The organism is Bradyrhizobium sp. USDA 3262 (genome assembly GCF_054060035.1).
In genome coordinates this window covers 7,745,871-7,765,621 of the sequence record NZ_JBSSCT010000001.1, presented here as the reverse complement: position 1 = coordinate 7,765,621, position 19,751 = coordinate 7,745,871, and the positions used below count along the sequence as shown (strand labels likewise).

The 19,751-nt window shown below is 64.7% G+C and carries 24 protein-coding genes and 1 tRNA gene; 11 read left to right on the top strand and 14 right to left on the bottom strand.

Translation table 11 applies throughout. From position 1 onward, the window contains the following. Positions 1-56: 56 nt before the first annotated feature. From ACVWYP_RS36710 to ACVWYP_RS36695, 4 genes are all read right to left on the bottom strand, one after another. Positions 57-278 (bottom strand): hypothetical protein, encoded by a 222-nt coding sequence (locus ACVWYP_RS36710; RefSeq protein WP_304496750.1) that lies wholly within the window; start codon positions 276-278, stop codon positions 57-59. A 52-nt stretch (positions 279-330) separates the two neighbouring features. Then, complete coding sequence (locus tag ACVWYP_RS36705; protein WP_304496749.1) at positions 331-1,191, bottom strand: cyclic nucleotide-binding domain-containing protein; 861 nt, start codon at positions 1,189-1,191, stop codon at positions 331-333. 107 nt (positions 1,192-1,298) lie between these two features. Then, positions 1,299-1,469 carry a response regulator gene (locus tag ACVWYP_RS36700; RefSeq protein ID WP_304496748.1) on the bottom strand — a complete coding sequence of 57 codons (171 nt, stop codon included), beginning with the start codon at positions 1,467-1,469 and terminating at the stop codon, positions 1,299-1,301. 105 nt (positions 1,470-1,574) lie between these two features. Next, the gene (locus ACVWYP_RS36695) at positions 1,575-1,766 is read right to left on the bottom strand and encodes a hypothetical protein (RefSeq protein ID WP_304496747.1); all 192 of its coding nucleotides are present in this window, start codon (positions 1,764-1,766) and stop codon (positions 1,575-1,577) included. An 18-nt stretch (positions 1,767-1,784) separates the two neighbouring features. Here ACVWYP_RS36695 and ACVWYP_RS36690 point away from each other — a divergent pair, with 18 nt between their 5' ends. The 4 genes from ACVWYP_RS36690 (at position 1,785) to ACVWYP_RS36675 (ending at position 6,041) form a co-directional block, all read left to right on the top strand. Then, the gene (locus tag ACVWYP_RS36690; RefSeq protein WP_456684275.1) at positions 1,785-2,726 is read left to right on the top strand and encodes a helix-turn-helix transcriptional regulator; all 942 of its coding nucleotides are present in this window, start codon (positions 1,785-1,787) and stop codon (positions 2,724-2,726) included. Positions 2,727-3,007: 281 nt separating this feature from the next. After that, complete coding sequence (locus ACVWYP_RS36685) at positions 3,008-4,159, top strand: DUF898 family protein (protein WP_304500364.1); 1,152 nt, start codon at positions 3,008-3,010, stop codon at positions 4,157-4,159. A 4-nt stretch (positions 4,160-4,163) separates the two neighbouring features. Continuing rightward, complete coding sequence (locus tag ACVWYP_RS36680) at positions 4,164-5,288, top strand: M48 family metallopeptidase (RefSeq protein ID WP_304496745.1); 1,125 nt, start codon at positions 4,164-4,166, stop codon at positions 5,286-5,288. A gap of 117 nt (positions 5,289-5,405) precedes the next feature. After that, positions 5,406-6,041 (top strand): class I SAM-dependent methyltransferase, encoded by a 636-nt coding sequence (locus ACVWYP_RS36675; RefSeq protein ID WP_304496744.1) that lies wholly within the window; start codon positions 5,406-5,408, stop codon positions 6,039-6,041. A gap of 4 nt (positions 6,042-6,045) precedes the next feature. Here the strand turns inward: ACVWYP_RS36675 and ACVWYP_RS36670 are convergent, their stop codons facing one another. Continuing rightward, entirely contained in the window at positions 6,046-7,194 is a 1,149-nt protein-coding gene (locus ACVWYP_RS36670; RefSeq protein WP_304496743.1) for an ABC transporter substrate-binding protein, read from the bottom strand. A 401-nt stretch (positions 7,195-7,595) separates the two neighbouring features. Between ACVWYP_RS36670 and ACVWYP_RS36665 the strand changes: the two genes are divergently transcribed. Then, positions 7,596-7,808: a hypothetical protein gene (locus tag ACVWYP_RS36665; RefSeq protein WP_304496742.1), complete on the top strand. Its 213-nt coding sequence runs from the start codon at positions 7,596-7,598 to the stop codon at positions 7,806-7,808. A 112-nt stretch (positions 7,809-7,920) separates the two neighbouring features. After that, positions 7,921-8,433 carry a lipocalin-like domain-containing protein gene (locus tag ACVWYP_RS36660; protein WP_304496741.1) on the top strand — a complete coding sequence of 171 codons (513 nt, stop codon included), beginning with the start codon at positions 7,921-7,923 and terminating at the stop codon, positions 8,431-8,433. Between the two features lie 137 nt (positions 8,434-8,570). On the opposite strand, the gene ACVWYP_RS36655 is transcribed toward ACVWYP_RS36660, so the two are convergent. The 4 genes from ACVWYP_RS36655 to ACVWYP_RS36640 form a co-directional block, all read right to left on the bottom strand. Next, positions 8,571-9,566, bottom strand: coding sequence for a LysR family transcriptional regulator (locus ACVWYP_RS36655; protein WP_304496740.1), 996 nt, complete (start codon positions 9,564-9,566; stop codon positions 8,571-8,573). Between the two features lie 87 nt (positions 9,567-9,653). Next, complete coding sequence (locus ACVWYP_RS36650) at positions 9,654-10,685, bottom strand: MerR family transcriptional regulator (protein WP_453945894.1); 1,032 nt, start codon at positions 10,683-10,685, stop codon at positions 9,654-9,656. A gap of 583 nt (positions 10,686-11,268) precedes the next feature. Then, entirely contained in the window at positions 11,269-12,069 is an 801-nt protein-coding gene (locus ACVWYP_RS36645; protein ID WP_304496738.1) for a DUF2927 domain-containing protein, read from the bottom strand. Positions 12,070-12,176: 107 nt separating this feature from the next. Then, complete coding sequence (locus ACVWYP_RS36640) at positions 12,177-12,752, bottom strand: L,D-transpeptidase (RefSeq protein WP_035633276.1); 576 nt, start codon at positions 12,750-12,752, stop codon at positions 12,177-12,179. 140 nt (positions 12,753-12,892) lie between these two features. Here ACVWYP_RS36640 and ACVWYP_RS36635 point away from each other — a divergent pair, with 140 nt between their 5' ends. The 3 genes from ACVWYP_RS36635 (at position 12,893) to ACVWYP_RS36625 (ending at position 15,337) form a co-directional block, all read left to right on the top strand. Beyond that, on the top strand, positions 12,893-13,135 hold the full coding sequence (locus tag ACVWYP_RS36635) for a hypothetical protein (RefSeq protein WP_304496737.1): 243 nt from the start codon (positions 12,893-12,895) through the stop codon (positions 13,133-13,135). Positions 13,136-13,202: 67 nt separating this feature from the next. Then, entirely contained in the window at positions 13,203-14,750 is a 1,548-nt protein-coding gene (locus ACVWYP_RS36630) for an acetolactate synthase large subunit (protein ID WP_304496736.1), read from the top strand. Between the two features lie 50 nt (positions 14,751-14,800). Continuing rightward, on the top strand, positions 14,801-15,337 hold the full coding sequence (locus ACVWYP_RS36625; RefSeq protein ID WP_304496735.1) for a hypothetical protein: 537 nt from the start codon (positions 14,801-14,803) through the stop codon (positions 15,335-15,337). A gap of 438 nt (positions 15,338-15,775) precedes the next feature. Here ACVWYP_RS36625 and ACVWYP_RS36620 read toward each other — a convergent pair whose 3' ends face one another. Next, positions 15,776-16,015 (bottom strand): hypothetical protein, encoded by a 240-nt coding sequence (locus ACVWYP_RS36620; RefSeq protein ID WP_245288896.1) that lies wholly within the window; start codon positions 16,013-16,015, stop codon positions 15,776-15,778. 180 nt (positions 16,016-16,195) lie between these two features. On the opposite strand from ACVWYP_RS36620, the gene ACVWYP_RS36615 reads away from it, so the two are divergent. Continuing rightward, a complete protein-coding gene (locus tag ACVWYP_RS36615; protein WP_304496734.1) occupies positions 16,196-16,336 on the top strand; it encodes a hypothetical protein in 141 nt (46 codons plus the stop codon). A gap of 69 nt (positions 16,337-16,405) precedes the next feature. Here ACVWYP_RS36615 and ACVWYP_RS36610 read toward each other — a convergent pair whose 3' ends face one another. Beyond that, positions 16,406-16,777: a DUF4118 domain-containing protein gene (locus ACVWYP_RS36610; RefSeq protein ID WP_016843685.1), complete on the bottom strand. Its 372-nt coding sequence runs from the start codon at positions 16,775-16,777 to the stop codon at positions 16,406-16,408. Positions 16,778-16,956: 179 nt separating this feature from the next. Between ACVWYP_RS36610 and ACVWYP_RS36605 the strand changes: the two genes are divergently transcribed. Then, positions 16,957-17,262 carry a hypothetical protein gene (locus ACVWYP_RS36605; RefSeq protein ID WP_304496733.1) on the top strand — a complete coding sequence of 102 codons (306 nt, stop codon included), beginning with the start codon at positions 16,957-16,959 and terminating at the stop codon, positions 17,260-17,262. 91 nt (positions 17,263-17,353) lie between these two features. On the opposite strand, the gene ACVWYP_RS36600 is transcribed toward ACVWYP_RS36605, so the two are convergent. From ACVWYP_RS36600 to ACVWYP_RS36590, 3 genes are all read right to left on the bottom strand, one after another. Further along, positions 17,354-17,428: transfer RNA gene (locus ACVWYP_RS36600), tRNA-Val, on the bottom strand. A 113-nt stretch (positions 17,429-17,541) separates the two neighbouring features. Continuing rightward, on the bottom strand, positions 17,542-18,825 hold the full coding sequence (locus tag ACVWYP_RS36595; protein WP_304496732.1) for a coiled-coil domain-containing protein: 1,284 nt from the start codon (positions 18,823-18,825) through the stop codon (positions 17,542-17,544). A 237-nt stretch (positions 18,826-19,062) separates the two neighbouring features. Further along, on the bottom strand, positions 19,063-19,668 hold the full coding sequence (locus tag ACVWYP_RS36590) for a DUF1134 domain-containing protein (protein WP_016843676.1): 606 nt from the start codon (positions 19,666-19,668) through the stop codon (positions 19,063-19,065). Positions 19,669-19,751: the final 83 nt, after the last annotated feature.

Sequence of the window (19,751 nt, the reverse complement as noted above, 5' to 3'; positions counted from 1 at the left end):
TTTGAAACGGCGTTTGATTTGGTCGGGCGGCGGCGTGCGAACGGCGCGGGCGCGGTTTATTGACTGCCGGTTTTCTCGCCGGCGGGTTTTTCGCAGGGGTAGGTGTCCTGCATCCCCCACAGCAGCAGGAGAGCGATCACCATCTCGCCTTTCGCCGACCGCTTGTCGGCGGACTTCAGCATGATCTCTTCGGTCTGCTCCCTGCTCAGTGCAAGGTCGTCGGGCATGCAGAACAACAATTGGCCGCCATGCCGTTTCAGCCAGGCATTGGAAGCCATCAGGCCGCCCCTGACGCCGTCCAGGTACATATGATTGAAGATGCGAAAGTTCTCATTTTTCGGATTGCGATAGGAATCCAGCCGCACGTCGACGGCAGCAGCCGGAGCTGCCGTGAGCGCCAGAAGGCATGCCGACAAGATCCATCTGTTCATCGCACCTGTCCTCGCTTGCGGCGGCGTCCTTGCTGGTCGTTCCATCACCTGATCGGTAAGTATGTATTTCCCTCGTTAGGGTTCGAAGCTCGTTCTCGCCGGCCGGGGGTATCGGGACCACGAAAGAACGACCCGGCTGGCGTCCCGTGTTGGCCAGCAGGCGGTTGATCGACAGCTTCAGGAAGTGGAAAGCCAGGGCAGGATCCGCATGGCACACCTGGGCGAGCTCGCGCTCGGTGAGCCAGAGCAGCTCGACATCGGAAATTGCCTGAGCCGTCTGGGTACGCTGATGTGCCGTCGAGAAAACGCCAATTTCCCCGAACAGCTCTCCCGCCCCCAGAACGAGATCGATTTCACTCAGGCGTACGCTTCCCTTTGCAAGCAGATAGATGCGATCGGCGTAATCGCCTTGCCTGAAAATGATCTCCCCGGCCTTCCACGTCGCGGATTTCATGAACGGACATAGCGGTTCGGTTGTGAATTCGCCCCTGGATGCCTGCTCCACAATTCGCCTGAGGCGGAGCATTTGGACTGTTCGGATGACGTTAAGAGGCAGCAGAACCGAGTGAAGGATGAGGATTGGATACAAGCCGTCGAAGAACGCGTATGCGATGAACGCGACATTGCTCAAGATGGCCGCGATCCTGAGCGGGAGCATCGTCTTCATGCAAAACGTGGCGAGGACGAGAAGCGATGCGAGATAGCCGGCAGCTTCAACCCAGGACTTCGAGCCGCAGAGCAAAACGTCTGAGCAGAGCATTTCCGCGTCCTTCTATGAACTTGCCCCTGAAGAGCGCGACGACCCCTGCACATGTGGCTCAAGGGGGCTGGATACCGAAGCAAACGCAAAAATCAGATGCTGATCGGCTAGAAGAATCCGGCACTGAGATCCAGCCCATAAGCCACCGACAGCAGCCACACCAAGAGGACCGCTCCACCGAACATCGCGGTCTGCTTGAGGACGTTTGCTTGCAATGACGATGCGGGGAATACCCGGACAAATGCGTTTGCAATCGCAGCAATTGCAACGGCGCGCATGATGATCTCCAGGAGTTGGCTAATGACTGGGCGTTGGCGAGCGTCATGCTTCCAATGCAAATGAAATCTCGGCTCCAGGCAAATGGTGCGCCAACAGCGCCTCGATCAGGGAATGTTGATCGCCGGCAGCGGGCCAGTGGGTCGGATCAACGCTTCAGCAGTTTGCTCCTGCGCGAAGACCGCGAGTGCAATCAAAACGGCGCATGATAGGGCGATGAAAAAGCCGAGACGCCACCGCCGCTCCGTCCGGTCGTCGTCGGGCGTGTCAAGCCGGCGCGCGCCCGTTGCTGTGCGCATCGTTAATCTCCGAATATCGTGACGGTGAGAAGGCCAGTCTTCCCAACACCCGCACTGAATATCGCGCCACGTGATGCGCCTGGGAACTACCTAGAAAGGTGGTCCGGTGTCTCCTATGCTTGCTCGAAGGTCGGTGACCTGCGCACTTGTTTCGGGGGGGACATGTATCTATCCACGGATTCCACCAATCCGCAGAATCAAGATGTCTATGCACTCTGGGATCGGCTGGCCGAGTTCTCCGTCGGCGACGGCGACGCCGCACTGACACATCTGCTAGCCGCACTGCGTACCATGTTGTCGGCACGCAATGTGCTGTGGGGTGTTGTCGTGCGATTGCCTTCGCCGAAGCGGGCCGATCCCTTGCTCGGTTGGCGTCCGCGCCTCGTCCGGGTGCTGGACCCGATACCGGCAGTGGCTGCATCCGTGCAGAAGCAGTTCGATACGCTCTGGTCCCGCGACGTCGACCTGTCTCAGATCCTTTCCATGTCGGGAGATGAGCCGTTCCGCGTCCGCCTGTTGTTCGAAGCGCTGCCGCCGGAATGGTTCGAGGGCGAGCACTATCGGCGGCACTATTTGGACGTCGGCTTCGCCGACAGCATTTCCGTGCGCATTGCGCTCAATGACGACGTGAGGATTCGCCTGTTCGTGTTTCGCGATGCGGAGGCCCCTCGCTTCTCGGCGCAGGACGGCCAGCGTCTGGGCTTCGTGATGCGCGGGTTGAGATGGTTTCACCGTCAGCAACTGCTCAGCCACGGCCTGCTGATCGCCAATGCAGCCCTGACACCTGCTGAACGCAGGGTGTTGCTCGCACTGCTCGACGGGCACACGGAAAAGCAGATCGCGCAGAGGCTCGACCAAAGTCCGAACACCACGCATTTCCACGTCAAGTCGATCTACGCCAAGTTCGGCGTGCGCAATCGCTCGGCGCTCACCGCGCTGTGGCTCGGCAAGCTGCGATAGCGAGCTGCGGTCGCGGTCTCATGCGGCAAGATGCGGCGCGTTTCGGCGAGAAGAGCAATCCTGGCCGTCCCGGAGGACCATCTCGTAAAGTGAACCGCGGCGGGTTTGCCGGAGTGCGGACACGGTTTCCGGCAATCTCGTTAAGGCAAAGCCAACTGCACCGCGCCAAAAAACTGCTTCGGCTCTCGACCTTGTGTGAAACCTGGATCACACTCGCGACGACAAATCTGTGCTTTTGATACCCAGAGATTGTCCCGTCCAGGAGCCATCCCGTGAACGACATGAGCTGGACCCCGCTGGGGCCGCCGCAGCCGCCGCCGCAACCGGCCCCGCCGCCGATGCCAGTGGCGTTCTCAGGGAACCGGAAGGAGTTTTTTCGCCTGGTCGCGCGCGGCGCCGGGCTCGAACTGGTCACGGTCGGCTTCTACCGGTTCTGGCTCACCACCGACATCCGCCGTCACCTGTGGTCGAACAGCCAGATCGACGGCGACGCGCCGGAATATACCGGCCGCGGCAAGGAGCTCCTGATCGGCTTCCTGGTCGCGCTCGCGATCCTGGTGCCGATCTATCTCGGCTATTTCCTGATCGGCATCGAGGCGGAGCATCTCAAGGCGTTCGCCTCGCTGCCGCTGGTCGCCTTCTTCTATTTGTTCGGTCAGTTCGCGATCTATCGCGCGCGGCGTTACCGGCTGACCCGCACGGTGTGGCGCGGCGTCCGCTTCTGGATGAGCGGCTCGGGCTGGGTCTATGCGCTCAAGGCCTCGCTCTGGGGCGTGCTGGTCGTGATCACGCTCGGCCTCGCGCTGCCCTGGCGCGAGGCGGCGCTCGAACGCTACAAGATGCGGCATTCCTATTACGGCGATCTTCAAGGCTCGTTCGAGGGCCGCGGCTGGGAGTTCTTCGCGCGGGGCTGGTGGCTCTGGGTCCTGATGCCGTTCGCGCTCTACAGCACGATCTTCGCCCCGTTCGCCTATGCCGCGTTCAAGGCGGTCGAGTGGCGCTGGTGGCTGTCGGGCATCCGCTTCGGCGAAGTGAGGCTGGAATCCACCCTCCGCCGTGGCGCGCTGATCGGCCTGTACTGGAAGGTGATCGGCTGGGTCGTGCTGCTCGGTCTGCTGTTCGCGGCCTATCTCGCGCTCTGCACCCTGCTGGTCGCCAGCATGGACGGCTCCTCGATTGCGGATTTCTTCAGGACCGAGGCGTTCGCCAAGAGCATTCCGCTGATCGTGCTGCTCGGCATCGGCTATCTCGCCTTTGCGCTGGCGCTGAACGTGGTGTTGCGGGTCTATCTGATGCGCGATCTCTGGGTTCGGGTGCTGTCGTCGACCATCGTGCACAATATCGGGGCGGCCGCCAACGTCACCGCGCGCGGCGAGCTGGCCAATGCGCTTGGCGAAGGCTTTGCCGACGGCCTCGACGTCGGGGGCTTCTAGCTACATGGAATCCGATTCCGGCCAGACCAATTCCGCGGCGCTGCCTAATCCCGGCGGCGTCTTCTTCGACGGCCTGACAAACCGGCGGCGCATCGTCGCGCTCAGACTGTCCGATGCGCTGGAGATCAGGGAAGACGGCGAGCTGCTGGCGCGCTGGACGTTTCACGACATCCGCCGCGCCGACAGCCCGTCCGGCCTGTTGCGGCTGAGCTGCCTCACCGCACCGCCTCTGGCGCGGCTCGACATCCGCGATGCCGGGCTGACCGCCGCGCTCGTCGCGCGCTGCGACGCGCTCGAGGAAGGGCTGCCGAACCGCAGGGGCGTCGCCGCGATCGTCGGCTGGTCGCTCGCGGCCGCGGTGTCGATCGTGCTGGTGGTGCTGTTCGGCGTGCCGCTGGCCGCCGAGCGGCTGACGCCGCTGGTGCCCGACTCGTTCGAGCGTCGCATCGGCGATGTCGCGGAGGCGCAGGTCAAGGTGCTGTTCGACGGCAAGCCCTGCAGCAATCCGGCCGGCCAGGCGGCCTTCGCGAAGCTGGTCGGCAAGTTGCGGCAGTCCGCGGGCTTCGACACATCGGTGCAGTCGGGCGTGCTGGCGACGTCTGTGCCGAACGCCTTCGCGCTGCCCGGCGGCAAGGTCTATCTGTTCGACGGGCTGCTGGAGAAAGCCGAGAACCCCGACGAGATCGCCGGCGTCCTGGCGCATGAGCTCGGCCATCTCCGCCACCGCGACAGCATGCGCGAACTGATCCACAATGGCGGCACCTCGTTCCTGATCGGGCTGTTGTTCGGCGATGTCACCGGCTCGGGGGCGCTGATCTTCGCCTCGCGCTCGCTGGTGACGTCGTCCTATTCGCGCGACGCCGAGACCAATGCCGACAGCTTCGCGATCGAGACCATGCACAAGCTCGGCCGTCCGGCCAAGCCGATGGGCGAACTGATGTTCCGTGTCACCGGCAAGGAGGGCGGCAAAGGGCTCTCGCTGGTCTCCAGCCATCCCTTGACCGAGGACCGCCTCGCCCGCATGGACAAGGCCGACGCCGCCGGCCGGCCCAACGGTCCGCCGCTGCTGTCGGCGGCCGAATGGCAGGCGCTGAAGGGTATCTGCGCGGCGGGCAAGGGCAAGGTGTGACGCAGGGGGATTTCGAGATTGGAGCAGGCTAGCGCGACATTTTGACGGAATTGACCTGGGTGGGTGCAGACTGCTCATGGTCTTTGAGCCCGCACGCGCCCGGAGGATTTGCCCGTCTTGACCATCGAAAGCGACGCCCGCTTCTGGGACCGGGCTGCACGCAAATATGCCGCGCGGCCGGTCGCAGCGCCGGCCGAATATGAGCGCACGCTGGACCGGACCCGCGCACTGTTGAAATCCAGCGATCGTGTGCTGGAGCTCGGTTGCGGGACCGGCACCACGGCGCTCCGGCTCGCCGGCGGCGTCGAGAGTTATCTCGCCACCGACATTTCGGCGGAGATGATTGCGATCGCCAATGAGAAGCACGCGACGACGCCTATCCGGGGTCTGACGTTCCGGGTCGCGACTGCCGATACCACTGCGGTCGACGCTGGACCGTTCGACGCCATCCTGGGGTTCAACTACCTCCATCTGATTCGGGACCTGCATGGCACTCTCTGCCGGATTCACGCGCTGCTGGTGGCAGATGGCGTTTTCATTTCCAAGACGCCCTGTGTTGGCGAGATGAACCCGCTGGTCCGGCTTGTGCTGCCGGCGATGCGCGCGATCGGAATGGCGCCCCATGCCGGCGTGTTCACGTCCGAGAGACTGCGCGAGTTCTTGGGTGCCGGCGGGTTCGAGATTGTTGCCGCAGAGAACCATGCGACGAGGGGCGACGATCACCGCCCCTACATCGTGGCGCGCAAGAAGTGACGCTCTACCTCACCAGCCGGAACTTGCCGCCCTCGACCTTGATCAGGAACGCCGACCGCTCGTCGTAGCCGTTGTGGTCGGTCGGGCTCATCGTCGAGAGGCCGTTGTTCAGGTAGACGTCCTTGCCGCGCTCGAGCTCGTCGCGCAGCGCGGCGCGGAATTCCGGCGTGCCGGGCTTCGCGGTCTTCAGCGCATTCGCCGCCGCCCGCTTGAACAGCGTGACGGCGTCCCACAGATGCGCGCCGAAAATGTTCGGCCTCGAGCCGTTGGCCTTCTCGTAGGACGACACGAACTCGTCGCGCACCTGGCGGAACGGATCGTTCGCCGGCAGATCGTCGGCGATGGTGAAGGCTTCGCCGGTGAAGATCGCGCCCTCGACATTGGCGCCGCCGAGCTTGATGAACTCCTCCGAGGCCACGCCGTGGGTCTGGAAGATCTTGCCGGCATAGCCGCGGCTGCGCAGCGCCTCCTGCGGCAGCACCGCCGGCGTGCCGGCGGAGGCGATGAACACCGCTTCCGGATTGGTCGCGATCACCTTCAGCGCTTGGCCCATCGCGCTGGTGTCGGCGCGCGCATAGACCTCATGCGTCGTCACGGTGAGGCCGAGCTGAGGGGCGAGCCGCGATACCTCCTTGTAATAGCCTTCGCCATAGCCGTCGGAGACGCCGATATAGCCGAGCGTCTTGATGCCGGACTTGGCGATGTATTTCAGGATCGCCGCCGCCATCAGGTCGTCATTGGGCACCACCTTGAACGCCCAGCGGCGGCGGTCGTCCATCGGCTGCACGATCGCGGTCGCCGCCGCGAGCGAGATGATCGGCGTCTTGCTCTCCACGGCGACGTCGAGCATCGGCATGGTCACCGGGGTGAGCGAGGAGCCGATCAGGATATCGACGCCGTCCTGGATCACGAGGCGCCGCGCGTTCTGCGTGCCCTTGGTCGGGTCGGACTCGTCGTCGAGCGCGATATAGGTGACCTTCTCGCCGCCGATCTCCTTCGGCAGCGCGGCGATGGTGCGCATCTGCGGCTGGCCGAGCGCCGAGCCCGGTCCGGATCCGGACACCACGACGCCGACCTTGATGTCGGCACGCGCGCCCGGCGCAATCAGGATCGCGCTCGCAAATGTCAACAGTCCGGCCATGGCCAGCTTCATTGCAAATCCTCCCAGCAGGTTCTTTTTATCTGCGGCCGATGATAGCCGACCGCCGTCGGCTCGCGCATCATATTGATTCCGCCGGATTCGTCTGTCCCCCTGATTGGGGACATAGAGGTGCCGGAGCGACGAACGGGAATGGCGAGGCCGACGCCGTCCGGAGCACCTGATCGGGCTCCGCCGGTCGTGAACCTCGCGTTTACCAATCCCTTAAAGGCCGTGAGAACCAGTTTCCCTAATCGGGCGGCAACGACCTGCTGTTATTGAAGAACCGGAAAAGGGAGTACGAACCATGTTCAGCATTGTTCGGATCCTCGTCTTGATCGCATGCGCACATGCGGGATCCGTGGTTGCGGAAGTGCAGTTGGACGGCGCGCGGCCATCGCCAGCGGTCCACGTCCATGACTAAGCATCATCCGATTGCGTCCGAGCACGCGCGCGCCATCTGCGAAGAGATTGGCGAGCGGCTGCGCCACGCCCTGCGCGGCGATTACGCCGATCTGCCGCCAAGGCTGCGCGAGCTGGTCGACGAGCTCGCGCTGCAGGATTGCGAGGCGCCGTCGCTGGTGCCGACAATGGCCGAGATGACGAGGCCGCTGGTCGTCGCGGCCTAGGTCTTGGTTCGTTGATGAGGTGGCATCTTTCGTCACGTCGCCTTTTTGATCCATTGCTGACAATTGGAACGCCGACTAATGTTGCCCGCATTGCCAGAGCAGGGGGCGTCTCATGAACAGACGTTATGCACTTGGACTTTGTGCGGCCGCGTTGATTTCGATTGTAGCATTCCCGAACGATAGTATTTCCCAAAGAAAGTCTCTCAAGGATCAGTTGGTCGGCACTTGGATTTACGTATCCAGCACCGGGACACGTGAGGATGGCGGTGCCGTGGAGCGACCGAAGTTGCAAGGCGCTGTCACCTATACCGCCGATGGCCGCTTCCATTTCATCACTGTGCGCTCCGACGCTCCAAAGTATGTATCAGGCGATTCCGCACGTCCTTCCCCCGAGGAGGCCATGGCTATCGCGTCAGGTGTCGTTGCCTACACCGGAACATACACAGTGGACGAGAGCACTAAAACGATCCACGTCAACATCGAGGCGAGTTCGTTTCCCAACTTGGTCGGAGCGCCAAATCAACGCCGCATCGTGACATCGATCACCGACGATGAATTGAAACTAACAAATCCACGCACGCCGGCCGGCATCACGCTGGAGTTGGTGTTCAAGCGAGCGAAATGACAATCAAAGCGTCCGGCTGTCGCGACCTTTGTCTGCTTCTGGCCCAAAGCCGACCTGCCGCACTCCGTCGCTGCCAGTCTAATCCGCGAGATCGAAGTAAACAGAACCGTTTCCTGATCCGCGCCTCCGTGCGCCGCTCACACGTTCTTCGCGACCTTCCGTGTCCGCGTCGGTCCGGCGCCGGCGATCGCCGGCTTGATATTCCACACCGCGCGCACGCTTGCGAAGGCGTGGGCGATCACCGGCTCCTGGCGGCGAGCGGCGAGGCTGGCGAAGGAGAGATCGCAGGTCAGCTTCACCCTGTCGGCGACCACGAACTGATGCGGCCGCGCCATCCGCGGCGCCAGCACGTTGTCGCGCGCGAGGCTGAGGCAGAGGCCGGATTCGACGAAGTCGATCATCGCCTCTTCCTGGTCGGTGTAGCCGATCCGCTTCGGCAATGCGCCGAGCGGGCGGAAGATGTCGTCGAGCAGCCGCCGGTGGCCGGAGTGCGGCGGTGTCGCCAGCCAGGGCAGCTCGGCGAGCTCGGCCCAGCCCTTGCCCATCACCCGGTCGCGCCAGGCGATCGGTGCGATCACCCGGTAGTCGTAGCAAAGCAGCGGGGCGAGCTGGTAGCGGCCGTCGGCGATGGTCCGTTCGGTGAAGCTGTGATGGGCCAGCTGGTCCTGAGGCGTGGCGTCGACATAGTAGCCGACGTCGAGTTCGCCGCGGCCGATCTGCGCCAGCACGTCGTCGCTCACGCCATGGCGCAGGAAGACTTCGGTGCGCTGCGAGGACATCGCAAGGCTGCGCACGAACGGTCCGAGCCGGGTGAATTCGGGGTCGAGGATGGTGCCGACGCGCAGCGTGCCGCGCTGTGCCTCGTTCAGCGAGTCCGCCATCGCCTTGAAGTCGGAGGCGGCCGCCACCGCCCGGTGCGCCAGCGGCAGCAGCGCGGCGCCGGCCTCGGTCAGGGTGAAGCCGGCAGGGGTGCGGTTGAACAGCTGCAGCCCGGTGCTTTCCTCGAGTGCCTTCAGTTGCAGGCTGACCGCAGGCTGGGTCAGTTTCAGCATCGCCGCTGCGCGCGATACCGTGCCCTCACGGGCAACCGTGATGAAGCAACGCAAGGCCTGGGTACGGGGAAGCTCGATCATCGCGCGTGCTTATAGCACACTTTTCCGGCGCGCATCCGACCTGCGTCGTGCATTGTCATGCGATTATAATACAACCAATGCGAGAAGTCAGGACGGTCGCCACGCGATCGTGCCTTCGGTGCGCGCGCGGACCTCGGGCGAAGCGAGGCAGGTCGCGACCGCTTCATAGCCCGCCGCGCCGGGGACGGGCGTTACGCAGATCGGCCGGCTGTGATTGGCGGGGCACAGGATGATCGCTTCATCGCCGCCGACCGCGTCGAGATCCAGGATCGCGTTGGAGCGGGTCAGGAAGAACAGCGGCCGGGCCTCGGGTCCGCGGCGGCGCAGATGCGCGATGACGGCTTCCTGGCTCGCCGCATCGAGCCCTTGCTCGAGCATGTCGATCACGAGAATCGCGTCGTCGCCGGCCTCGAGCGCCGCGAGCAGGGCGGTCAGCGCCGGCGAGTCCACGGCGCCGTCGGCCAGCAGGGTGGCAAGGCTGGCCGCGACCCTGGCGTTGTGCGCCGGATCGGCATCGAGGCGCGCACGCACGGCCGCGCCGCCATCGGTAGCGCGGTCCAGCCCGACGAAGCTGGCGCCGGGCAGGGCTTCGGCGAGCCGTTGGGCAAGGCGCGTCTTGCCGCTGCCGAGCGGGCCGACGATGTAGTTCAGCCGTTTGATGTCGCGCAGCTCGAAGCGCTCGCCGCCCCACGGCCACGGCAGATCGAACGCGACGCCGATCGCCGGCCGTGTCCGCACCGCACCGATGATGTCACCCGCCGCGGGCATCTTGCCGCCGCCAAGGTCGGCGCGCAGCCGGCGCAGTTTGGCGATGCTGTCGCCGCATTGGCGGATGCGCGCTTCGAGCGCGGCCTCGTGCGCGGCCAGCACGCGGCCGAGGACGACGGCGTCGCCGTTCAGGATCCGCGCCACTTCACCGACGCTGAGGCCGAGCGCGCGCAGCTCGACGATCTCGGCGCCGCGCGCCATCTCGGCCGGACCATAGGCGCGCCATCCCGCCGGCGTGCGGCCGGGTGCAATCAGGCCGCGCTCCTCGTAGAGGCGCAACGCTTTCGCCGAGATGCCGAGCTGCCTTGCAGCTTCGGACGGACTGAGGAAACGGGCGGCAGCAGCATTCATCGAATCACCTCGCGTCGTCTGACCGCGCCTCTATGGAGGCGGCCGCAGGGGCAAGGTCAAGCGGGGAGGACGGCGATTCCGTATCCTGGGCGTGAGCAGCGAGGTGAGCACGCCGGTCAGGCTCACCCGCATGCGCGGGTGATGACGCCGAACCAGCTGTTTGAAGGTGGAATCGAGGACCATCCTCATCGTCGTCCTGGCCTAGTGCGCACTTGCGCACGGGGGCCAGGACCCATTACCCCAAATCTCAATCGTTGCGCGACGCTGGGGCCGCGATCCCGTTCACAATCAAATGCGGTGGTTATGGGTCCTGGCTTTCGCCAGGACGACGATTGGGGAGATCGCACGCTCATGTCGCGAGAATGCGGATGCATGATTCACAAGCGGCGCAACAAATTCAGTGTCGTCCCGGCGCAGGCCGGGACCCATAACCACAGATGCCGATTGTTATGCACCGCTGGAACGACAAGTCCCGTCAACAACATCTGCCGCGGAGTATGGGTCCCGGCCCCCGTGCGCAAGTGCGCACTAGGCCGGGACGACGGCGGTATGTGTCGCGAGCGCCTGCGCCCATCGCCCACCCTCACTCCAGATGGTTCACCTTCGCCACCCAGGCGCGGACGTCGGCGAGGACGGCGGGCAGCACGGCCTTGACCTCCTGCACGGTCATGCCGGGCTTGATGCGGGGGTCGTAGAGCAGGTTGAGCAGATATTGGTCGTAGACGTCGAAATAGCCCATCGAGACGTTGTCGTTGAACATCGTCCAGGGCACGGTGGCGGTGTCGTTGATCGGGCCGAGCGACTGCAACAGCTCCTCATAGGCGCAGTCGAGGAAGACGAAATCGCCGTTGTCGACGGTGAGGATCACGTCGGAATGCTCGATCTCGTAGTTCTCGTTCTTGCGGAAGCCGGACAGGCATTGCGGGTCGAGCGAGGAGCGGATCTCCCTGGCGCGCTCCTGGCCGTAGAAGGTCGCGATCGTGCGGTACAACTCGCGGTCGCGCACCAGCTTGACCACGACATTGGCCGCTTCGCTGTTGTCGGTCATCGCGATGTCGAGATGCTGCACCTTGCCGCGGATGTCGGCGACGACCTTGGCGAGCTGGGCCTTGCGGTCGGCGCGGCTGCCGTCGGCGAACACGCGCACCGGACTGTCGTACTTGCGGATGCGGTCGACCCGCCCGGCGAGATGATATTCGGCGCCGAACGCGGTTTTCAGAAAGCCCTCGACGATCTCGGCGTCGGTGAAGATTTTCTTCTCGTTGCGCTGGCGCGCGGCGATCGCCGGTATCTCGGTGGCGGCCGCGGGCACCGCGGCATCAGCGAGGCAAGCGGCGAGCGTTGCGGCGAGAAGGACGAGGATCGAGGTACGGTGCTGGGGCATTATGACAACGCTGCCGCAAGGTTTGCGGCAGCGCAAGGAGGGATCAAGGGGGCGGGATCAGCGATCTTCCCGAATGGCGGCGCCTGGTTCCGCTGAAATCGACGCGATCAGTTGTTCTTCACCACCACGGTGGTGCCGACCGAGACGCGACCATAGAGGTCGGTGACGTCGTCATTGGTCATGCGGAAGCAGCCCGACGAGACGGCCTGGCCGATCGTCTCCGGCTCGTTCGAGCCGTGGATGCGGTAGAGCGTCGAGCCGAGATACATCGCGCGCGCGCCGAGCGGGTTCTCGATGCCGCCGTTCATGTGGCGCGGCAGATCGGGGCGGCGGCGCAGCATCTGCGACGGCGGCGTCCACGACGGCCATTCCTTCTTTGCGGAGATGCGGTGGACACCGCTCCAGCGGAAGCCGTCGCGGCCAACGCCGATGCCGTAGCGCAGCGCCTGGCCGTTCGCCAGCACCAGATAGAGCCGGCGCTCGGCGGTGTTCACCACGACGGTGCCGGGGGCGTAGTTGGTCGGGTAGTTGACGGTGGTGCGCGGGATCGGGCTTGCGCCGCCGCCGCCGAAGAAGCTCGGGGCTTCGGACTGATAGCCGCGGGAGTCGAAGAACTGGGCGTGGGCCTGGCCGGCACCTGCCAGGATCGTGAGCGCGGCAAACATCAAGGCAATCGGGCGCATGGTCGTCGTCCTCGCGAACAATCAAATATGCAGTCAGAGAGGCCACAATTGCCGGCGTTTCGCAAGCGACGAAGCCGTGACCTCAGGCATTTTCGAACAACACGGTTTAAAAAGGCAACAGATCGGAAGCGATACCTGCATTGTCCGGCCAAGCCTTTGACGAAGCGGCTGAAGAATGGTTGATCTGGAGCGTTTTCGAGCGAAGCGGGTACCGGTTCGCGTCAAGAAAACGCGACCAAACAAAAGCTGGAGCGTTTTCAAGCGAAGTGGGCAGCGGTTCGCGTCAAGAAAACGCGACCAAACAAAAGCTGGAGCGTTTTCAAGCGAAGTGGGCAGCGGTTCGCGTGAAGAAAACGCGACCAAACAAAAGGATACGAGCATGATCCGATTCAATCGGATCGGACCATGCTCTGAGCGACCTCAAGAACATCTCGAAACGGGAGCGAGAGCATGAACGGTGCGGAAAGTCTGGTGCGGACATTGGTCGCAGGCGGCGTGGATGTCTGTTTTACCAATCCCGGCACCTCGGAGATGCATTTCGTCGCGGCGCTGGACAAGGTCCCGGGCATGCGCTGCGTGCTCGGTCTGTTCGAAGGCGTGGTGACCGGTGCGGCCGACGGTTATTTCCGCATGAAGGGAACGCCGGCCTCGACGCTGCTGCATCTCGGGCCCGGCCTCGCCAACGGCCTTGCCAATCTGCACAACGCCAAGAAGGCGCATTCCGGCATCGTCAACATCGTCGGCCAGCATGCCACCTACCACATCGGCTACAATGCGCCGCTGACATCGGACATCGAGGGCCTGGCGCGGCCGATGTCGTCCTGGGTGCGCACCTCGCCGGATGCCAAGTCGGTTGCCGCCGACGGCGCGGCCGCGATCGCCACGGCGAGGAGCGCGCCGCCGCAGATCGCAACCCTGATCCTGCCGGCCGACACCGCCTGGAACGAAGCCGACGGCATCGCCGAGGTGCCCGTGGACACGCAGCGCCCGAGCTACTCGCCGCAGGCGGTCGATACCGCGGCGAAGATCCTGCATGGCGATGCCGCGCATACGCTGCTGCTCGTCACCGGCAGCGCGCTGACCGAGCACGGGCTGGCGCTGGCCGAGCGCATCGCCGGCAAGACCGGCTGCACGGTGATGGGCCAGACCTATCACCCGCGCATGGCGCGCGGCCGCGGCCGCTTCTCGATCAACCGGATTCCCTATGTGATCGAACAGGCGCTGCCGATCCTGAAGAATTTCCGTCACATCGTGCTGGTCGAGGCCAACGATCCCGTGGCGTTCTTCGCCTATCCGAACAAGCCGAGCATGCTGAAGGCGGAAGGCTGCGAGGTGCATCGCATGACCGCCTGGGGCGAGAATTCGGTCGCGGCGCTCGAGGCGCTGGCCAATGCGCTGCATGCGACCGCGCAGGACGTCAAGCCGCAGCAGCACCCGGAACTGGTCAAGCCGACCGGCGCGCTCAACCACGCCTCGATCGCGCAGGCGATCGCGTGCGCGATCCCCGAGAACGCCATCATGGTCGATGAATCCGTCACCACAGGCCGCGGCTTCTTCCCGCCGACGGCGGCGGCCGCGCCGCATGACTGGTTGCAGAACATGGGCGGCTCGATCGGCTTCTCGACCCCGGTGGCGACCGGCGCCGCGGTCGCCTGTCCGGACCGCAAGGTGATCTGCATGGTCGGCGACGGCAGCGCGATGTACACGATCCAGTCGCTGTGGACCCAGGCGCGCGAAGGGCTCAACGTGGTGACCATCGTGTTCGCCAACCGCATCTATCAGATCCTGCGCGGCGAGTTCGACGGCGTCGGCGCCGGCGAGCCGGGCAAGCGGGCGCAGGACATGCTGAAGATCGATCGGCCGACGCTCGACTTCGTCGCGCTCGCGAAGGGTATGGGAGTGCCGGGCAGGGCGGTGACGACGGCCGACGAGTTCAACAAGGCGCTCGCGGAAGCCGTTGCCGAACCGGGACCGCGGCTGATCGAAGTGCAGATGTAGGGGCGCGAGTTCAATAGCCACGGCGGTGGCCAGTCCAGTCGGAGGCGTCGATGCAGACCGAGCTGAACAAGGTGATCGCCGCGGTGGAGGAATTCTATGCGCAGGAGATGTTCCTGCTGGAGCGCGACCTCGGCGAGCGAACGCTCACTCACCGGCTGGCGGTCTATGTCGAGCGGCAATTTTCCGGCTGGCAGGTCGATTGCAACTACGACCGGCTCGGCGAGCGCACGCTGCGGCTGCCGCGCGGCTCGGGGAGCTCGACCGACGACCATCTCGGCAAGTCGATCTATCCCGATATCGTCGTGCATCAGCGCGACATCCCGAACAATCTCCTGGCCATCGAACTGCGCAAGGACAGCAATCACCAGCCGATCGAGCACGATCAGCGCAAGCTGCAGGCGCTGACCGATCCGAATGTCTGGTTCGCCTATGCGATGGGCGTGCTGGTGATCGTCGGACAAGGCGGGGTGAGCTTTACCGAGGTCTATGCCGGCGGTGCCATCGATAGCGCCACTTCGCTCTGGTTTGCCGAGCGGCTACGCGAGAGCGGGCTCGCGAGCGGGCGCGACCATGGCGCTCCGCATTAAGCCTATCGATGAATCTGTCTCCGCGTTGCAGTGATAGCCCGTTTGGATCATGCGTGGCCCCTTCACGCGCGGCACAACAGAAGGTGCGGGAGGTGGAGCAATTACTGGAGCTGGTGGTCAATTTTCAGAACGATCCGATGGCGGTGCGGATTATCAGCTCCGCAACTCTTTCGCTCCCCCTCCCGCACTTCAATTCGCTGGTCCAACTCTCGCTGGTCCAGCTTGCACTGATCCAACTTCCACTGATCCAACTTCCACTGCCCGAGGTGGTCGGCGCACTTGATTGCGACGTGACGGGCCGAGGCAGCATCCGCACCGAGACAGTAAAAAGGCCGCCTTCGGGCGGCCTTTTCCGTGATCGCCAAGTCCGTGCTCGACAAGTCCGTGCTCGACAAGCCCGTGATCGCCAAGTGGATCACCGAGCGCGATTGTTTCTGTTTATTGCTTGGTGGCATCGCTGCCGGTCGGGGCAGCGCCGGTCGCAGCGGCACCGGTCTTGGCGCTCGATTTCTTGGCGGTCTTCTTCGCCTTCTTCTTCGGCGCCTTGGCCGCCTCGCCCTTGGTCGCGGTGTCGCCGCTTTGCGCGGCGGGGGCCGGGCTGCCGCCTGCCTTGTCCTGCGCGAGCGCGGTGGACGAGACGAAGGCAAGGGCGGTGGCGGCGAGGATCAGAGTTCGCATCGGATATTCTCCCAAGTTGGTTTCCGGCGATCCTCAACGGGACAGAATGTCGCAGGGTTCCGCGGCGCCGATCAGCAGTCCGTGAGCTGTGCGTGAACGGCATGGCCGCCGCGAAGCCGGCGGAACCGGGAACCGGGTGCCGCGTTATCCGGCCGGGCAGGAGTTCCGAGGAGAGACGCCATGCGCTGGCGGTCAATGACGGAAACCACCAATACGGTGCTCGACACCGCCCCCGAGGACAGCTTCTACGCGGTGGGCTGGACCATCAGCGGCGTGGCGACATTGGCCACCATCGCCGCGATCTGGATGTTCGGGATCTGAGAGCGAACAAACCACGGCAGGAAGCCGGCGCGCTATCGCCGGCGGCCGGTCGCGGCCTGCGCCGTTCGCTTACTTCCGCAGAATTGCCAGCGCTTCCCGATAGAGCTGCGAGAAGCAGACCAAGAGTGCGCTCGACAGCAGGAACATCGCCAGGCTGTCGTAGTCGTCGGCCGTCGGCCAGGAAAACTCGAAATAGGGCGGCATGAACGCCCACCAGACGATCGGAACCGTGATGATCGTGGCAAAGGCGCCGGCGGGTGCGCCGCCCATCAGGCCGGCGATCAGGATCGCCGGCACGAAGCCCGCGAAATAGAACTGCATGCCGAAGCTCGCGAACATCTCCTGCGTCGCGGTGGCCAGCACCACCGCAAGCAGGGCGACGACGAATGTCGACAAGGACCAAGGCCGCAGCTTCAAAATGTAGTCGTTGCCCTTGCGCATCCAGACTCCCGGCCCCCGCGAGTTCCCGGAAGGTAGCCGAGGAGGCCCGCAAACAAAACCCCGTAGGACTCCGTGGAGCGGCGTTCTGCTCGACACCGTGAAAAGGAACCGTCCCGGTCAAGCCGCCGCCGCATTGTCGCGCTTATTGCATCGCAGCAGGGTGATTGTGGGGCACCGCAATGCTGGAGTTTCTGATTGTCGTCCTCGTCGCCGGGGTCGGTTTCGTATCGGGGTACGGCGTACGCGAGCTGATCTCGCGCCGCCGGCGGCGGTCCGCCCCGCGCGCTCACGTTCGCGCGCCGCATGTTCTCGCCGCCAATGACGACAGCTCCGCCCGCAACTGGTATCGGCCGACCGGCACGCAGCCCTCCGATCACGCCATCCCGCCACCCGATGAACTCGACGGCGCCGTTCGCGACCTGCTCGGCGAACTCAGCCGGCGCACCGCCAACCCGTCACCCGCCCCGCAGCGCCGCCGGCAGTGAGCCGGAAAGGCCGGGTCGCCGCCGCTAACGCGTCGGCTACTTTGCATGGGGTTGTTTTCGACATTTTTGATGAGGTGGTCCCGAAGGGGAATGGTGGACGCACAAGGGATCGAACCTTGGACCTCTCCCGTGTGAAGGGAACGCTCTCCCGCTGAGCTATGCGTCCGGGATGTGACGAGCCAATGGCCGCTGGTCGGCGGCCGGTCGATAGCGGCGCTTCGTCAGAGCGTGCGATTTACGAAGTGCCGGGTAGGGGTGTCAAGCCAAACCCTGCAGGAATCACGCCCCTTGCTGGCGGGCGCGGGAGGCGTGTGACTGCAGCGCCCGGATGCGCTCGGCGAGCGTGCCGCCGCCCTCGGGCATCCCGTTGCCCGGCGAGGCGCCGTTGGCGGGCTTGGCCGCCGCCTTGGCCGGCACCGTCGGCTCCGCCGCCAGCATGGCCTCGATCGCTGAATTCGGGCCCTCGAGCTGGATCGCGAGCTTGGCCACCTCGGCGGCGATGTCGTTGATGCGCTCGCGCAGCAGCGCATTCTCCATCCGCTCGGTCGCCCAGGAGCTCTCGGCCTGCTGCTGGATCGCGTTGATGTCGCGCTGCAGCTTGCCGCGCTCGTCGCTAACGGTGCGCAGCTGCTCCTCGACTTGAGCCTTCTCCTGGCGCAGCCTGTCGAGCGCGGAGGATTTGCCGCCGCCCACTGCTGCGATCTCCTCGCGCAGCTCCTGCACCGTCCGCTCCGCGGCGGCGTTGGCCTGCTTCAACTGGCCGTTCTCGAATTCGCGCTCGGCCAGCAGCTTGCCCTGGGTCGCAAGCCGCGTCTCGAGGTCGTTGACCCGGTTGCCGAGCATCTCGGCTTCCTTGACCTGGGCGACCAGCTGGCGGTCGAGATCGGTGACGCGCTGGCTCAGATTCTCGACCCGGCCGCGCGCGTCGGTGAGATCGCGCGTCGCGGTTTCCGACTGGCTGCGCTCCTGGGCGAGGCGGGCTTCGGTTGCCGCGAATTCCCTGGCGGCATCGCCGACCCGGTTCTTCAGCTCCTCGACCTGGGTCCGCACCGCGACCAGTTCGATCTGGCGGCTGTCGGCGGTCATCGCGCGGTCGTTGAGCTCGGCGTTGATCTTGCCGAGCTCGCCCTGCTTGTCGGTCAGCGCCTGCTCGGCGTTGCGCAACAGCTCGGTCTTGGCCGAGAACTCTTCCTCGGTGGCGCGAAGCTGCTCCTTCATCGCCTTCTCGCGCGCTTCCAGCGCGAAGATCGCGGCGTTCTTCTCGCCGAGCTCGATCTTCATGCGGTTGATCGCATCGGTCTTCTTGCCGAGCTCGGCGAGCTGGCTCGTGGTCTTGCTCTTGAGCTGGTCGACGCTCATCTCGAGCCGGCGGGCCGACATGGCGAATTCGGCGCGGAGCTGGTCCTTGTCGGCCTGGATCTCGGCCATCGACAGCGGGGTGGCCGCCTCCATGCGGCGCGTGGTCAGCCGCACCGCCCGGTTGTGCACCAGTGGAACGATCATCAGGCCGCACAGCATCGAGATCAGGAAACCGATCGCCGCGTACATGATCGGCTCGATCATGAAAGGTCACTCCAAGAAAAGAAGGAATTTGTTAATCACAATGCCACGGCGGGCCGGCCAAAGGCCAGCCCGATTGCCGCGTTAACCTGAATTGCCAACCGCGCCGGAGCGCCGGCCTCATCGCCCGATCAGGGCTGCGACCTCGAGCGTCGTTCCGATTGAGTCGGAACGAGGCTCTGGATTCTGTCTTGACGCGCTTTCGTGATGCGAACCGGCGTCCACTTCGCTGGAAACGCTCTAGAACGGGTTCCAGGTCGCGCGCGGGGTGAATTTGAGATAGCCGACGCTGGCGCCGAGCCGCAAGCCGATGCCCGAGCGAATCGGGACCAGCACGATGTTGTTGGCGGTCAGCGCCGTCATGCCGAAGCCGCCGACGATATAGGCCGAGCCGTCGATGCCGACGAAGCGCTGATAGATCGCCTGGGTCGAGGGCAGGTTGTAGACCAGCGTCATGGTCCTCGCGCCGTCGCCGCCCCAGTCGAAGCCGACCGAGGGACCCTGCCAGTAGACCCTGAGGTCGCCGGCGTTCTTGGTGTAGAGCGTGCCTTCGCCATAGCGCAGCCCGGCCACAAAGGCGCCGGAGCCTTCCTCGCCGAGCACATAGCCATTGGGCAGGCCCCACTGGCTGACCGCGCGCTCGATGACCGAGGCGAGTCCGCGCGAGACATTCCCGAAGAACTTGTGTCCGGCATTGACCAGTTCGTCGGGCCCGTAAGTATACGGGGTCGGTTCACGCTGTGGCGGCGGATATTGCGGTGGCGGGCCCTGCTGCGCGGACGCCCCTGCGCTCCAGCACATCAGCGCGGCAAACGCGACCGCGGCAAGGCGTGATGCGAAAGTCATTAAGAACCCCTGCTATCGAAATCCGGGCGCTGCCCCTTAACCTGATGCCAACAGGCACGGCTCTAGGTTGCGCCCGGTGTCCC